The sequence below is a fragment of the Chryseolinea soli genome, from assembly GCF_003589925.1.
Lineage (GTDB): Bacteria > Bacteroidota > Bacteroidia > Cytophagales > Cyclobacteriaceae > Chryseolinea > Chryseolinea soli.
Genome location: NZ_CP032382.1, coordinates 5,802,563 through 5,818,303, shown reverse-complemented (window position 1 = coordinate 5,818,303; position 15,741 = coordinate 5,802,563). Strand labels below are relative to the sequence as shown.

The following is a 15,741-nucleotide window of genomic DNA, read 5'->3' as shown; positions in this document are numbered from 1 at the left end:
ACAAACTGCTTTTTTTAACCTAACCAGAATGATGTCCCCCTTTAGACTGACTGTAATTTTTCTATTGACGAGTGCTTCCGTTATGGCACAATCGCCTCGTTACGCCACTAAACATTTGTTGAGCACGAACGACGGGACCTTCAAGGATTTTAATGCCGCCAAGAAAAACGGAAAGGTCGTTTCCTATCTTGAAACAAACGCGGTGCTGTGGGATATTGACGATGACAACACGACCGTCATAAAAATTTCGGGTCCAACGCTCTTGTGTTTTGAAGGCACGTGGAAAAACGGCAAAAAGGAAGGGCAGGTTAATGTGTATGTGATCGATAGCGTCAATCGTCAGCGCCGTTACAAGATCTGGGAACAACAATATCAGAATGATCACCTGAATGGCGAGTGGCGGGAGTATACCCTTCGCGGAACCCTGGCGTCTCTACGCACCTTTCAAAACGATAGCTTACAGGGTATTGCCCGCGAGTACTGGATCGACGGCACGATAAAAGACGAACGTGAATATCTTGGCAGTTCGCAGCATTATATAGAACACACCCTTCGCCCAGATGGTACGCTCGAGAAAATCCTGACGATACGAAATGGCCAGCGCAATGGCGTGGGGCGCGAGTATTACCCGGACGGAAAAGTCATGGAAGAAGTGAACTTCAAAGACGATAATTTCCACGGCCCGAGAAAGTATTTTTATCCTAATGGCCAACTCTGGATTGAACAGATCGACAAGGACGGTCTTCAATGGGAGGTGGTCTCCAATTTCACCGAGGACGGCAAACGCCGCGACGCCGGCACCCTCCGGAATGGCAATGGCACCATCATTTTTTACAACGAAAACGGTAGCGTACGCAAGGTCTCCACTTTTTTGAATGGCGTAGAGCAATAGACATCTGGCCGGAAAATTCTTCAACGGCTTGACGGGCAAATCTTTCAAAATAAAAAAAATTCTAAATCATATTTTTCTTATAATCGCACCCAAATTATTTTGATCATTTAAGACATCATGGGAAAAATCATTCGGCCAACCTATCCGGTAGAATTCAGCGTAGGACTTTTAATATTGATCTTTGTTTTATCGTTCTTTTTGTCGTCGCAGCTCTTCGAAACACACTGGCGCGAACTGATGGATGGCACAACAGACGCTTACTTTGGCATGCTGCTCATCAGCATGGCGGTCATCATTATGGTGCTTGTTCTTTGGGAGGAATTCTTGTTCCCGATCAAGATAAAACCAGGAAAAGACGGTGTCGTGTTCAGGAACCACCGGACCAAGCTAAAGACACAACTGCTGATCTACTGTATCATACCGGCGATCTTCGCGTTTGTCTATTTCAATTACGACGTTCATATCGTTCGATTTGTCATCTGGGCAATCCTCTGCACGGTCATCCCGGTCGTGATCAAATTAGTTTCCGGGCTCAATAACTACAACGACTTCCTGAAGTTGACCGACCATGCCATTGAATACAAGAACAACAAGAAATCGGGTGTATTCGACCTGAAGGAAATCCAACGCCTGACGCTCATCCGCGATGAAAGAAATGTCCTTCACAAGGTGCAGGTATCCACTCATCAGGAGAACCTGATTATCGACCTAGACGAAATGGAATTGGAGGCATTCCTTGATTCCATTGATCAATTCATTACAGCGCACTACAAACGTCTGCTGGCTTAGGTTGGGTTGAGTGACTCCCTGCGCTCATTCTCGAATCAGCTACCGGATCGCAAGAGCTTCCGCATCATATTGCAGGATGTGAGTTAGCGCATTCGGCATGTTCATTTACGCTTCTTCTTTTTGGCAAACTGTCCATCGATCATAGCGGCCTCGAACAACAGTGCACGGACCTGATGCTCGTCAATATCGTCCAGCTTTTTAAAATACATCATATAAACCTGTTTACGACCCTCGGCCAGCAACACGCCATCCTCGTTGGCCATCAGACTTCCCTGGTTGAAACCGAGTGCCACTCCTTTCGCCTTTTGCTTTTCAAAATTTGCGTTTGGCTCCCAAGCCATGGAAGGTGGCCAGATAAAACAGATCAGCCGGTTCCGGGTGTAGAACGGCATGACCTGGCCGTCGTATGCCTTCTCCGTGGCTTGTGGAATGCATTCCGTTACCAGTGCGCGGAGCCGCTTCACCAGCACTTGCTCATCGCGCGGAAGGGTCGCGATCATTTGATCGATGTCAACGGTTTTTGTTGGTCCCGGCATGGTAGGTCAAATCTAGTGAGCCATCATGAATATTTTCGATTTGATCATTGGAATTCTGTTGTTACCTTGTTTCTCGAGGGGCTCAACTGCCTGATTGTCAACAAAAAGTGTATGTTGTATCGGGAGTAAAGGAAGGCTCTGATATTATCTATGATTACAACGGGCTTTCGAATCGCGTGGCGTCATGCGCGGAAATTCAAAATTTATTCACTGATCAATATCGGAGGGTTGGCCTTGGGATTTGCTTCTTCCATCGCCATCCTTCATTTTGTGTCCGGCGAATTTTCTTACGACAAGTTTCACCGTCTTTCAGACAACGTTTATCGCCTCAACACGGTAACGCAAACCCCAACGGGGTCGCAAGTGCAGGCCGCCGGCACGCCTTTGCTGGCACCAACACTCATCTCGGATATTCCGGAAGTGGAAGCCGCCGTCAGGTTGCGTCACGCGGATGATGTGTTGATTGAGATCGGTGAAAAGAAATTCTATGAAACGAAAGTATTCTACGCCGACTCAAACTTTTTCAACGTATTGACTTTTCCCCTTGCACAGGGGAACCCTCATACCGCCTTGAAAGAAATAAATACCGCGGTGATCACCACAGCCTTTGCAAAGAAGTATTTCGGAAATCAGGATCCGATAAATAAAACCATTAAGGTAAATGACATCGTTGTGCAGGTCAGCGGCGTAACACTTCCGGCGGGCAAGTCGCATCTCGATTTTGATGTGCTCGTCTCCTTTGAAACGTTTACACCGCCGAAAGGTATACCCATCAGCCTGACCAGTTGGGCCTGGACCTCCTTTCCCACCTATGTCCGCTTGCGCGAAGGAACTGACAAAGCAAGTGTGGAAGCTAAATTTCCAGCATTCATCCGGAAGTACCGATCGCCTGAAGATGCCCGAAAAATCAACTATCAACTGCAACCTGTAAAGGACGTTTACCTGCATTCACGCAACATCCTCGAGCGCGATGGCATTTCTACCAAGGGGGACTACACGTACACGGTCGGCCTGGCGGCCATTGCTGCTCTCATTATGGGTATTGCATGCTTCAATTTTGCTAACCTGTCCACTGCCCTCTCCATTTATCGGGTCAAAGAAACAGGTGTCAAGCGCTCCCTGGGGTCAAGTCGGTCGGAAATTTTTTCTCAGTTCATTTTTGAATCCATCGTTGGCGCAGCGATCAGCCTTTTGCTCGGGATCATCATGCTGCAGGTGGGAATTGCCCAGCTGGAAAATCTGTTTGGCACGGATCTGTCGCTAACGATCTCCACGCATATCAAATGGCTTCCACTTTATATTGTTCTTATTTTCTTTATTGGCAGCCTTGGCGGCCTATATCCTGCCCTTTTTCTATCCCGGTTAAAGCCGCAGCTGGCGCTGAAAGCAACAAACGCTTTTCACCAACGAAGCGGCAAGCTGTCGTTTAAAAAAGTCATTATCGTATTTCAATTCTTCGTGACCGCCCTGTTAATTGCCGGTAGCCTGAGCATTAAAAGGCAAATCGATTTTGTCCGGTCAAAAGACCTGGGCTACAACAAAGACGGAATCATTGTCCTCCACGTTCCCGACGAGCAGATGCGGAAGCTTTATGCGTCGTTGAGAAATAAACTTTCCGCGAATGCCCATGTGCTGGGTGTTTCCGCGAGCCGGGATCTATTTGATGGCCAACAAGGCATTACCGAGGTTGAGGAAATAGGGCGTTCGGAAGATCCCCGCATGATCAGTATGTTCCGGATGTACCCCAATTTTGTGGAAACCATGGGCATAGAAATGGCGCTGGGAAGGACGTTCACCGAGCCGCTTCGCGATAGCAGTTCATTTATCCTGAATGAGGCTGCTGTAGAAATGCTGGGCTGGGACAAAAAAGAGGTGATCGGAAAAAAGATCCGGTCCTACAGCCAAACCGGCGAAGTGATTGGGGTAGTGAAAGATTTTCATTTCACCAGCCTTCACGCGACGATTGCACCGCTGATCATGCTCGTTCCAAAATCGAAGATTGAATATCTATACGTCCGCGTGGCGCCCGGTGATTTAGCGAAAACCCTCCCTTCCCTTGAAGCAGACTGGAAGGCCGTTGCGCCTCATCTTCCATTCGAATTTATCATGTTAGATGAGCACGTTGGGCAGATGTATCGTCAGGATGAAAGACTTTCCCAGCTTATATTGGTCTTCTGTGGGCTGTCTGTTTTCCTTGCTTTTCTTGGACTGTATGGTGTCATTTCATTGATGGCAGAAGCACGGACTAAAGAAATAGGCATCAGAAAAGTGTTAGGCGCTTCCGTGTCGGCGATCACGGCCATGCTGTCGGGAGAATTTATGCTCCTGGTGTTCATCGCGGTTCTGATCGCCCTGCCCACCTCCTACTACTTTTTGGAGCAATGGCTCAACAACTTCGCCTACAGGATCAATATGCCGATCGACATCCTCATGCTTTCCGTGTTGTTATCGGCAGTGCTGGCCGGGCTCGCCGTGAGCTTTAGATCCATAAAAGCGGCCTTGGCAAATCCGATTGATTCCATAAAAAGTGAGTAGAACAAGAAAGCAGACCGTTAACCGGCAATGACAACAAACGCTTTTATCTTAATTTTGCTCTGCATTCAAGGCTAGAACATGATGTGCGCTGGCTAGGGTGTAAACTCAATCCCGAATAGTGGCACGCCGCTTCATTATAAAACAAGAGCACTTAACTCAAAAAAACTAATTATGGAGATCAAGAGATTAGGATCACAACCCTCCGGGAAAGGGCCGGCAGACTGGTTCACCGGCACTGTGCGCATTGACCCTTTGTTCCAACCCAACGAGCACGCGCGGGCCGCTGCGGCCACGGTGACATTCGAGCCTGGCGCGAGAACCGCGTGGCACACACACCCCCTGGGACAAACGTTGATCGTAGTTTCAGGACTTGGGCGGGTGCAACGCGAAGGCGGTCCTGTTGAAGAAATCCGTCCCGGCGATGTGGTGTGGTTTTTACCCGGCGAAAAGCATTGGCATGGAGCCTCTCCTACTCTCGCGATGAGTCACATCGCCGTCCAGGAACAACTGAACGGAAAAGTGGTTGACTGGATGGAAAAAGTCACCGATGAACAATATCAAAAACAATGAACCAGGTTTCGGAGCCTTCAGAAATGCTTGCTCCAACCCATGAAGTCAGATGGCAAAAATATTTATCACCGGATCAGCTGACGGGCTCGGCCAGCTGTCTGCAAACGCACTCGTAAATCAGGGCCACGACGTTGTGCTGCACGCGCGCAATGCAGCACGCGGTCGCGAAGCCTTGAAAAAAGTTGAGGGGGCAAGTCATGTTTTGACGGGAGATCTGTCCAGTATGGAAGAGACAAAAAATCTTGCGGACCAGGTCAATGCCCTAGGCGTCTTCGATGCCGTGATTCACAACGCTGGAGTTTATCAGACCGCGGCGAAGGAGATCTTCGCTATCAACACCATAGCGCCCTATCTGCTTACGTGTCTCATTCAAAAACCGAAGCGCCTGGTTTACTTAAGCTCCGGAATGCATTTACAGGGACGGGCTAATCTCGACAGCTTCAAAACAAACATCAATCGCATAAGCTATTCCGATTCGAAGCTGCATGTTTTAATGCTATGCATGGCAGTAGCCCATGAGTGGACCGGTGTTTATTCGAATGCCGTAGATCCCGGCTGGGTTCCAACGAGGATGGGTGGACAGGGTGCCCCTGACGATCTTGAAAAAGGCTATGAGACGCAGACGTGGCTTGCGGTGAGCGATGATGATCACGCTAAAGTGAACGGTCGCTATCTTTACCATCGAAAGGAAAAACGTCATAATCCCGAGGCAGACGATGTGATGCTGAGGGAAAGATTTCTAAAGGTGTGCCATGAGGTGACCGGCATTCCATTCCCCCGACGGTGACTGGAGTAGGTCACCATCTTGAGCCTGATGATGCTTAGATCAAATGCCGGTCTCTGCAATACCGTGTGATAGCTTCTTCAATCGTCGGCAGATCGCCAAAGAGTTTCTTCTGTCTTTCCGTGTTTCGGCTCACGTACACGCCGGTATTGACCCATTTTACCATTTCCAGCATATCCTTCATGTTATGACTGAACATGGCGAAGATCGGTGCGATCGCCTTAATTACAAAAGCGGGCACCACGGCCTTTGCCAACATCGGCTTTCTGAGCACCTTTTCGAAGGCTGCTGCGAGCGTGTCTCCATTGACCGGTGTAGCCCAACCTACATCAATGGCGGTGTTCACTTCGGACTCGGGTAACGAAGTAGCTGCAATGGCAGCATACCGGGCCAGGTCGGGCGTGTAGATCGTTCCATAATCCACATTATCAAAGAACATGGGAACAATTCCCTTTTTTATTTTGCGAAGCATGAAATCATCGGCCCAGTCGAAAAAAGCACCGGGCCTCAAGGCGACGAAGGGTTGCTGCTTTTCGGCCAGGTATTTTTCCGTCAGGTATTTATTGTGAAAATGTGGCACGGTCACTGCCTTGTCACTCTCCAGAATGGAGATCAGCACAAACCTCGGGATGCCTGCTTCCTTTGCCGCATCCACCAGATTTCGATATCCCATGGTATCGGTTTTTGTACTGTCGCTCTTCGAATGCCGGGTGTAGCCAGCGGCGCTCGCTACGATGGCGTCAAATTTACGTCCTGGTGAAAGCGCTTCCCGCAACGAGGCGTTGTCCATCATGTCCCCGACGACAAAATGCTTAACCCCCATCTCCTCGAGTTTACTTCGCTTGCTCGTGGCTCTTACCATCGCCGTTACCTCAGCACCTCGTTCCAACAAGGCTTTTACGATTTTACTGCCGAGTGAACCCGTGGCACCGGCTACGACTACTTTCTTTGCGCTCATCGTTTTACTATTTATTAACCTAAATTCTTTTCTCCATAGCGGATCAATCGTCGTCCCAATTCAGGGAATCGAAGGCTGGCCGTAAGCCAGATCAAAACTTCTATCAATACAACGCCTGCAACGGATTGCTGGTGTTGCACGTGGGTAGCAATGGCTCCGCCCATATAAGCAATAAGCAAAAGGGCACCTGCCACTCCGGTGCGCGGCACGACAAAGAGGATCACGGATAAAATTTCGATGACCCCTATCATTCGAAACGTGCCGGCTTCTATACCCAATGCGGAGGCCTGCACGAGCCCCGTTTCGTTAAGGGTTAATTTCATGAGGGCGCTCATCGAAAATAGAAAAGCCAAGAGGATGGTAAGAATCCAGCCCGTAATCGCAGTCGCTTTTTGTGATATCATTCTTTTTTTAGATTTGTAACACAAAGCTACAGCGGCACGATGTACATTGGTGATCTGTTACATAAAGGATACCGGTTACAATAAAAATACTGGTTACAAAAAGAATACTGATTACAAAAAGGATAGTAGTTACAAAAAAGATACTGATTACAGAAGAATATTTCCTACAAAAAGAATACTATGGACAAGAAGACTTCAACAAAAAAGCACACGGCAGAATCCTGTAAAAAAGCAAGACTCGCGTTGCGGGACACGCTCGATGTCGTGGGTGGAAAATGGAAGCTCATCCTCATCTCCACACTGCGGGATGGAAAAAAGAGGTTCAGGGAATTGTCGAGAGAAGCAGGAATTACACCGAGGATCTTGTCAAAGGAGCTGCAAGAACTCGAGATGAATGGGCTGGTGAGCCGGACGGTTTGTGACACCCGACCCGTTACGGTCGAGTATGCGCTCACCCCCTATAGCAAAACACTAACCGACGTGATTGTGGCTATGCACAAATGGGGAGAGCAACATCGGAAGAAGATCATCGGGCATGCTTGAAGTAGCCTCTGCGTATATTCTTCCCTGTTGATCTCTTGTTCAACAGGGAACTACGAGCCGCCTTAAAATTGGGAACCCTGAAGTCCTACGGAATCGCAAAAGCAATATACCCCCCTTTGAAATTATTCGCCTGCTCACCATTCACCGACACCACGACGTATTGCTTATTGCCAATGGCATAAGTAGAAGGTATCGAACTGGCCATGCCCGGCAATTGATATTCCCATAGCACTTTCCCTGTCCTCTGATCAAACGCGCGCAGCATGTTGTCGTCTGTCGCGCCAATGAAGATCAGTCCTCCGGCGGTGGCAATTCCGCCGCCGCGGTTGAAGGTGCCGGAATTTGGAATGCCCATCTTTTTGAATCGCAGGTCCTCGCCGAGCGGGACCTGCCACACGATGTTGCCGGTGTTCAGATCGATGGCCGTCAGGGTGCCAAACGGCGGAGCGATGGCGGGATGATTTTCGGGATCCAGGTAAAAGTTGTAGCCATTGAAGCCATACGGTTCATTGTTCTCCGGAATGCCGGCGGTTTCGAACGACTGCTGCGCGACCGTGTCCCTAACATATGCGGCGATGGCAGCGATCTGTTGTTCGGACAGAAATTTAAACGAGGGCATAGGTGGAGCTCCTTTCCGGAGGATGCTGGCGATCTGCGCGCTCTTGTAGTTTTTCGCGCGCGACGTCAGATCGGGACCGGCGCCGCCCTTTTTATCGGCACCGTGACAACTGCTGCAGTAGGTCCTGTATAATATTTCAGGATTGAGCTGGTTGGCCTCTCGGATTTTTTTTAGATCAGTAAGCTTCAGGATCCAGGGCATGTCGATGGCGTTGACAAAGAGTATGTTCGTTTGCGGGTTGACCGCCGCTCCACCCCAGTTGGATCCACCGTGGGCCGTCGGGAGAATGATCGATCCCTCCATGGACGGGGGCTCGTATATGCCGGTCTTGTATTTGTTTTTTGCGATCTCTTCTTTGATCCACGCCGACGAACCCCCAAAGAACTTTTCCTGGTATCCCTGACGCGCGAAAGGCGGATTCACGGGGATGGGTTGTGTGGGCCAGGGTTTCTCTCCCGGCATGCGGCTGACCGTGTCGACCGGTACCTCCTTCACCTCAAATAAAGATTCGCCCGTTTCGCGATCGAACAAAAACAGAAATCCCATCTTCGTGACAAGCGCAACGGCGTCGATCGCTTTTCCATCGCGCTTGACGGTTACCAGATTGGGGGGCGAGCCGTTGTCGCGGTCCCAAAGATCGTGGTGTGTCGTTTGGAAATGCCAGATGCGCTTGCCTGTCTTTGCCTCAAGCGCCAGCAGGCAGTTGGCAAAAAGATTTTGACCGGGGCGGTCCGCTCCATAGAAATCAAAAGAAGGCGACGCCGTCGGTACGAATACGATGCCTCGTTTTTCGTCGAGCGCCATGCCGCCCCAGCAGTTAGCGCCACCGTTGCGCTCGCGGGCGTTGGGGCTCCACGTGTCGGCGCCAAACTCGCCGGGTTTCGGGATCACGTGGAAGACCCATTCCAACTTGCCGGTGTTGATATTGAACGCGCGGATATCGCCGGGTGTCGAGGGGAGTTCATCCGGCACTTTGCATCCCACGATAAAGAGATCGTTATACACTACTCCGGGCGCATTGCTGGAGACGGCCACCTGCGCACGCATCGCATCCGTCACCTCCAGGCCTTCGTAGAAATCCACGCGTCCATTGTGGCCAAAGTCCTTCATGACGGTGCCATTCTCGGCGTTGATGGAATACAGCGTGCCACCGGAAATGAGAAAGATACGGTCAGGGTTACCCGCGTGGTAGGTCATTCCCTTCGACCAGTTGGAGATGTCGGATGAGTCTGGTGCAAATTCCCACAACCGCTTTCCGGTAGCGGCATCCATGGCCACCAGTTTGTTGGAAGGCATCAGGCCGATGACACGGTTGTCCATCATCACGGGATTGAAGTAGACCCCACCTCCATCTGTACTATCTTCAAAACGCCAGGCCTCCTTCAACTGCGTGACATTCGCCGTGTCGATGGCTGTGAGCGCGGAGAACTTGCTGTTGGAAACATCATGACCGAACGTGGGCCAGGTCGAAGCGGTGTTTTGTTTGTCGGGGGAACAAGCCCAAAGGAAGGCCAACGAGAGGCAGCCGCTGAGCAGCCGTTTTATGCGTGAATTCGTCATGGATTTACGATAGCGGTTGTATTGGCGGATAAAAGGAGCTTCAAGGCCGGCGTCAGCACGAGCGCTGTTGTCCATCCGCAAAGATCAAAGTAACAGAGATGGCGGCAGGATGGCTACATCTATTCTTCTCAAAACCGATACTTTTCTAACATCGGTGTAGGTGCCCATGGTTGTCTGCTGGGCGTCCATCCTAACTCAAGGTTCAACCGTAACGATCACCCGTTTATACCGTGTGAGCGCAGGCGAACCTTTATCGGAAACCTTGAGAATAAAGTGAAGGGTTTCGGCCTTCTTCACAACGGGTGCGGTAACGGGGAGACGATACAAATTGGGGGCATAGGGCCTGAAGCTCACGGTACCCCTGTACGTTCCTGCTTCGGGGTAACAAAACCAATAATAACTCATCGAGTCGCCGTCGGGATCTTTCGACCCTTTTGCAGAAAGATAAAATTGCTCTCCTGATTTCACGGTGAGTTTGTCGCCATGGTCAAGCTTGGGTATGGGCGGGTGATTGCAGGCGGTGAAATCTTTTGAGGTCCAGCAGATCCTGGCGGCAAAATCGTTTTGATATTCTTCCCGCCATCGCCAGATCGTTTCCCGGTTGCCGAAGTGGACCTTCTTATCGAGCGCCGAAAGCACGGAGTCGGAAGCGTTCGTCCAGATGGGCCGGGTTTCGGGTTCGTCCTTCGGCCAGTTCGCCCGCTTGAATGGGCCTACGTTCGAATCGGTGAACGCGGGAAGATAATATTCATAGCGTCCACCCCAGCCTCCGAAATTCGGGTGCTCGGGATCGCTCAGGCCATTATCGATCAGGTTCAGAAAAGCCGGTGTGTCTCCTTCCATGCCATAGGCCACGTCGGGATAGGCGGCGCCCAGCGGGCCATGGCCTTGCTGGATATTTTCGGCCAGCCATTTGTTGGAGGTGACCTCCGTGTTGCTTCCCGGCGACGGAAAGGCCATCCCAAGCCAGGTGGCGTTGGTGTAGTTGTATCCGGGTGTGACGACATAAAAAATGTCGGGAAAATTTTTCCGGATCCACGGTCCGCTGTCATCCTGATCTGAAATGGTGTAGACGCGGACTTTTTTGAAGATCCGCGCGGCTTCCGCGGGTTGTTTCTCTTCCTTGATTTTCCACAGCGCCTGCGCGAGCGTGTTGGGGCCGCCCCATACCGAGAACCAAACCGGGTCGTTGTCGGGCCGCTCCAAAATGTTTACGATCCAATCCGATCCGGGCGAATCCTTCCCTTTTCCAACGCCCGCCATACCGTAAACCGGCAGCCCGCTTTTTATCTTCGCCATCAACACATCGGTCATGGGAAAACCGGGGTCGTGTATGGTGAGATAGAGCAGTACCCGCTTGTAGGCCTCCAGGACCCTGGCGATCGATTCGGGAGCAACGGTCAACTTCTGGTGGATCGATGTTGTGGCGATCAATCCTTCAACGTTCCATTGATTCGAATAGAGCAGAAACCGAATCAGCGACTGCGTGTCGTCGGGATCGGCTTCGATGTCGGTCAACACGATCACGTTGGGTTTCTTTGCCGGTTGTTGGCACCAGGCGGTGTCAACTCCAAATAACAACAATAGACTTAGCAGCAGCGTTTGCTTTCTCATAACCTGGGGACTTGATCCCAAAATAAGCAATTTGGGACAGACTATCCTGACCAACAGCACAGTTCCTCGCCGGCTATTTCAATGGTGTTGCGTGACCAAAAAGTCTTTCTGTGATTTCAGACCTTAACCGTCTTCCATTTTCCTTTGGAAAAAAGCCACAGCGTGAAGAGTCCCACGGAAGTTTCTGAAACGAATACGCCCCAGAACACACCGGAATGTGCCCAATTTAGTTTGACGGCCAGCAGGTAGCACAAAGGGATCTGGATCAGCCAGAAAAACACGACGTTGATCTTGGTTGGTGTTTTCGTATCGCCAGCGCCGTTGAAAGCCTGTACGGAAACCATCCACCAGCCGTAGACAAAATAAGAATAGGAAAGGATCCGCAGCCATTCCGCCCCGATACGAATCACCTGGGGGTCATCGCTAAAGATCTTCACTAATGATTCGTTATAAAAAAAGTAAATCGCCGACACGCCCACCAGGAACACCATGTTATACACACCGATCTTCCAAACAGAAGACTCGGCCCGCTCGGCGTGGCCTGCACCCAAGTTCTGGCCGACGAGCGTTGCTGCGGCATTGGATAAGCCCCAAGCGGGCATTAGGGTAAACATCATGATGCGCAGGGCGATCGTGGAACCTGCAACGGCCTCGCTACCCACATCGGAAAGGATCCGCATCAGGAAGATCCACGAGGTCATGCTGACGATCATCTGTCCTACTCCACCCAGGGAAGTTTTTATAATGCCCAGCGCCACTTTTGCATCCCAGTAGACTTGTGAAAGTTTAACCTGGATATGTTTACCACTGCGGAAGAGCGCCCATAGTTGGATGATCACGCCGGTGCCACGGCCGATGCTGGTAGCGATCGCTGCCCCTTGTATGCCCAGCGCAGGGAAAGGTCCCAGGCCATTGATCAGAACGGGGACCAGGACAATGTTAATACCATTGGCGATCCAAAGCACGCGCATGGCGATCGCCGCATCTCCGCCGCCGCGAAAGATCGCGTTGATCACAAACAACAGCACGATGATGGCGTTGCCCCCCAACATCCATTGTGTATAGCGATATCCCTCTTCGATCGCCCACGCATCTCCTCCCATGAGTTTCAACAGATCTTTGGCAAAGAAAAGGCCCGCGATAGAAAAGGGTACCGAACACAACACCGCCAGAAAGATGGATTGAACAGCTGCCTTTCCCGCTTCCTCTCTATTCTTCTCCCCTATTCGTCGCGCAACGATGGCGGTAACCGCCATGGCCAAGCCCATGGCGATGGAATATAATAGAAACAAATAAGTCTCCGTAAGTCCTACAGTAGCTACAGCCGAGGCGCCCAGTTTGCCGACGAAGTAGATGTCCACCACCGCGAACGTAGACTCCATGACGAGCTCCAGGATCATGGGAACGGCCAGCAGCAAGATGGCTCTTTTAAGGGGTATGGACGTGTAGTCCGCCTCCGATCCTGCGATGGCATCTTTGAGTGCAGCCCAGAAAGACTGCGCGGGTTGGTGTGGTAATTCAGCGCTGAGGTTCTTTTGCATTTCCATGGTCGCTCGAAATTAGGTGTTTGTGTTTATACAAACATAACGTCAAAAACCGGGTTGAAGATGGGAAAAATGCGACATTATGTGGGGCGATTGCGTCTGTTCGTCTCAAGAGAGACCATATTCCTTTAGAGCATCTTCCCAAATAAGTTTCTGGTTGTTCAATATCGTCTTCCTTACAATGGAGGTTAGCCGCGATTGGTCGGATAATTGCGCGTCGATTATTTCTTTGAAGGTCTGGGAGTCGACTTCGTCCATCGGTATGGCCTGGTCGTTTAAGTCGCAGCATCCAAATCCATCGAAGGAAATTCTCTTCAGACAAATGCGTTCGTTCTCACCAATATCAAAATCCATAAAAATCGAGCCGTCTAAGCAACCTAAATAGTAATAAGCAGGTCGCGTACGGGGCATGGCGGTTATAAAAAACTCCAGGTCGTCCTTCTTCATCGGTGCGTATGCTATTCGTCCTCTAATCCCTTCCCCTTCAAAATCCTTGGCATATTTTTTTCAATCCTTGCCTCTCGGGTCTTCGATTGTTTAGCAGAGGAGAAATAAAGCAGGTATCCTCTTTGCCTTCCGGGTGTCAGTGCATAAAATGCTTTCTTCAAGGCAGGCGTTCCATCCAAAACATTTTTAAATTCTTCCGGCATCTTAAATTCTGAGGTCTTCTTTAGGGGCGCTTTCACACCGGCTTTTTCCACTTTGATGGCTTCCTTGATATAGCTTTTCAAGACCGGTTCCAGGCCCGTTATTTCCTCAACATCGGTGAACCGGATCTGGCGGGCCACTTGCACATTCTCCGTTTGTTGGATCAGAATACCTTTCGCATCTTTTAGCAAGGCGCCTTTCATGAACAGGAGCGCACAGTATTCCTTAAATCCATGGATGAGAACGATATTATTACCCTCGAACGTGTAGCAAGGACAACCCCACTTCAATTCTTCGGTCAGCCCGCAGTCAAGAACGATCATTCTCAATTTGTCATATTCTTCCTGCCACTTTTTGGCTTTATTAAAAAACCAGTCGACCTTAGGATTCATGTTGCTTTTTGCCATAGATATCATTTTAAATTATAAAGATCTGGCTTGTTTGGTGATCGTTTGTCGCTTCACCTAACGGTACCAGACTTATTCTTCATAAGTGTCCAATTTCCAATTTTTGTCGCCCCTGACCTTTCTCCAGTCCCAATACGTTTCATAAAACTTGTCATGCAACATACCTCCAACGGGCTCTGATCTATCATTGGGTTCTTCATCCACTACCTGTAAACCTGTCCAATCTCCATGGTCATTTTTGGGAGAGCTCGTTCCATCGAATAAGTTCAGCATATTAAATACAACCCCAGCACTGTTGTTTGCGATTATTTTTCTGAGCGCACTTTTTAAATGTTCGTTGTTGCCAAGTTTTCTAAGTTCTTCAATTTCTTGCGCTGTCAATCCCGCGTTTGGAGGGTATGTCAAAAAATCAAAATTCCTCTTATCGAGAATATTTGTAACCAAGTCGTCCGCATACTCCTCAATGTCTTGGTGAGTGTCCAGCAGAAGTATCTTTGCATTTGTGTTTGATAGATGCATTTTGTGCTTTATGTCAACTAAAAAAATCGTTACAATTTATCAAGGATTGATACTCCACAAGCTTAGCTGTGCAAAAAATTCACACCCTCAACGCACCACGGAACCCCCTGGCGGCGTAATAAGACTCCGCGCCATTGTGATATAAGAATACCGTGTCGTAGCGGCGATCACAGAAAACAGCGCCGCCGAGTTTTCTGATCTCAGCCGGTGTTTTTATCCAGCTCGAAGTTTTCGTATCGAAATCCCCAAGTTTCTGCAGTTCGCGATACTGCTCTTCTGTTAAGATCTCGATGCCCCAATCAGCCGCCATCTGAATCGCGCTGTTCCCCGGTTTATGTTCCTTCCGGGATTCAAGGGCTTCATGATCATAACAAATGCTTCTGCGTCCTTTCGGACTTTCCGCGGAGCAATCGTAAAAAATATATTCGCCCGTCTTTTTATCCTGGCCTACAACATCCGGTTCGCCGCCGGTTATTTCCATTTCGTTGAGCGACCAAAGTTTTTCGGCATTTCCGTCCAGCTTTGCTTCTACCTTAGCCCATTCAAGACCCTTATGGCGTTTCATGTTTTTTTCGAAACGGGCTCGTAAGGCCAAGAGTAGTTCTTCACGTTCCTCGGGTGACAATTTCTTTTTAGGGTTCTTCATTTTGCTCATACTTTTATTTTATGGCTGTTGAACAAGCATTCTTCCGGTCGTTTTGGCTTTACTTAAAGATACATCAATCCTGGAAATCACTCTTGTGTATCATAACTGAAATGATGATTCGAAGGGCTTCCGTACAACGGTATCACCGTCAGGATTGATGTAACAACGGGGCG

16 protein-coding genes are annotated in these 15,741 nt (G+C 49.7%); 6 read left to right on the top strand and 10 right to left on the bottom strand.

Annotated elements, in window-relative coordinates; all coding sequences use genetic code 11:
* The first annotated feature begins 28 nt into the window (after positions 1-28).
* Together D4L85_RS24430 and D4L85_RS24425 are read left to right on the top strand one after the other, a co-directional pair.
* Entirely contained in the window at positions 29-892 is an 864-nt protein-coding gene (locus tag D4L85_RS24430; RefSeq protein ID WP_119756773.1) for a toxin-antitoxin system YwqK family antitoxin, read from the top strand.
* 117 nt (positions 893-1,009) lie between these two features.
* Positions 1,010-1,681: a heavy metal transporter gene (locus D4L85_RS24425; RefSeq protein WP_119756772.1), complete on the top strand. Its 672-nt coding sequence runs from the start codon at positions 1,010-1,012 to the stop codon at positions 1,679-1,681.
* 101 nt (positions 1,682-1,782) lie between these two features.
* Here the strand turns inward: D4L85_RS24425 and D4L85_RS24420 are convergent, their stop codons facing one another.
* Entirely contained in the window at positions 1,783-2,181 is a 399-nt protein-coding gene (locus D4L85_RS24420; protein WP_160143971.1) for a DUF1801 domain-containing protein, read from the bottom strand.
* A 186-nt stretch (positions 2,182-2,367) separates the two neighbouring features.
* Between D4L85_RS24420 and D4L85_RS24415 the strand changes: the two genes are divergently transcribed.
* From D4L85_RS24415 to D4L85_RS24405, 3 genes are all read left to right on the top strand, one after another.
* Positions 2,368-4,752 (top strand): ABC transporter permease, encoded by a 2,385-nt coding sequence (locus D4L85_RS24415; protein ID WP_119756770.1) that lies wholly within the window; start codon positions 2,368-2,370, stop codon positions 4,750-4,752.
* Positions 4,753-4,923: 171 nt separating this feature from the next.
* Positions 4,924-5,322 carry a (R)-mandelonitrile lyase gene (locus D4L85_RS24410; RefSeq protein WP_119756769.1) on the top strand — a complete coding sequence of 133 codons (399 nt, stop codon included), beginning with the start codon at positions 4,924-4,926 and terminating at the stop codon, positions 5,320-5,322.
* Between the two features lie 49 nt (positions 5,323-5,371).
* The gene (locus tag D4L85_RS24405; protein ID WP_119756768.1) at positions 5,372-6,109 is read left to right on the top strand and encodes an SDR family NAD(P)-dependent oxidoreductase; all 738 of its coding nucleotides are present in this window, start codon (positions 5,372-5,374) and stop codon (positions 6,107-6,109) included.
* Positions 6,110-6,143: 34 nt separating this feature from the next.
* On the opposite strand, the gene D4L85_RS24400 is transcribed toward D4L85_RS24405, so the two are convergent.
* Together D4L85_RS24400 and D4L85_RS24395 are read right to left on the bottom strand one after the other, a co-directional pair.
* Positions 6,144-7,064, bottom strand: a complete 921-nt coding sequence (locus D4L85_RS24400) for an SDR family oxidoreductase (RefSeq protein ID WP_119756767.1) — start codon at positions 7,062-7,064, stop codon at positions 6,144-6,146.
* A gap of 14 nt (positions 7,065-7,078) precedes the next feature.
* Positions 7,079-7,468, bottom strand: coding sequence for a DoxX family protein (locus D4L85_RS24395; protein WP_228450610.1), 390 nt, complete (start codon positions 7,466-7,468; stop codon positions 7,079-7,081).
* A gap of 180 nt (positions 7,469-7,648) precedes the next feature.
* Here D4L85_RS24395 and D4L85_RS24390 point away from each other — a divergent pair, with 180 nt between their 5' ends.
* A complete protein-coding gene (locus D4L85_RS24390; protein WP_119756766.1) occupies positions 7,649-8,011 on the top strand; it encodes a winged helix-turn-helix transcriptional regulator in 363 nt (120 codons plus the stop codon).
* Between the two features lie 85 nt (positions 8,012-8,096).
* Here the strand turns inward: D4L85_RS24390 and D4L85_RS24385 are convergent, their stop codons facing one another.
* The 7 genes from D4L85_RS24385 to D4L85_RS24355 all read right to left on the bottom strand — a co-directional run bounded on the left by D4L85_RS24385 (position 8,097) and on the right by D4L85_RS24355 (position 15,568).
* On the bottom strand, positions 8,097-10,190 hold the full coding sequence (locus D4L85_RS24385) for an outer membrane protein assembly factor BamB family protein (RefSeq protein WP_160143970.1): 2,094 nt from the start codon (positions 10,188-10,190) through the stop codon (positions 8,097-8,099).
* A gap of 195 nt (positions 10,191-10,385) precedes the next feature.
* A complete protein-coding gene (locus D4L85_RS24380; protein ID WP_119756764.1) occupies positions 10,386-11,804 on the bottom strand; it encodes a DUF1593 domain-containing protein in 1,419 nt (472 codons plus the stop codon).
* Positions 11,805-11,920: 116 nt separating this feature from the next.
* A complete protein-coding gene (locus D4L85_RS24375) occupies positions 11,921-13,351 on the bottom strand; it encodes an MATE family efflux transporter (protein WP_119756763.1) in 1,431 nt (476 codons plus the stop codon).
* Positions 13,352-13,456: 105 nt separating this feature from the next.
* A complete protein-coding gene (locus D4L85_RS24370) occupies positions 13,457-13,795 on the bottom strand; it encodes a hypothetical protein (protein WP_119756762.1) in 339 nt (112 codons plus the stop codon).
* An 11-nt stretch (positions 13,796-13,806) separates the two neighbouring features.
* Entirely contained in the window at positions 13,807-14,388 is a 582-nt protein-coding gene (locus D4L85_RS24365) for a YdeI/OmpD-associated family protein (RefSeq protein WP_119758924.1), read from the bottom strand.
* 87 nt (positions 14,389-14,475) lie between these two features.
* Positions 14,476-14,922: a hypothetical protein gene (locus D4L85_RS24360; RefSeq protein WP_119756761.1), complete on the bottom strand. Its 447-nt coding sequence runs from the start codon at positions 14,920-14,922 to the stop codon at positions 14,476-14,478.
* Positions 14,923-15,001: 79 nt separating this feature from the next.
* On the bottom strand, positions 15,002-15,568 hold the full coding sequence (locus D4L85_RS24355) for a DUF4256 domain-containing protein (RefSeq protein WP_119758923.1): 567 nt from the start codon (positions 15,566-15,568) through the stop codon (positions 15,002-15,004).
* Positions 15,569-15,741 lie beyond the last annotated feature (173 nt).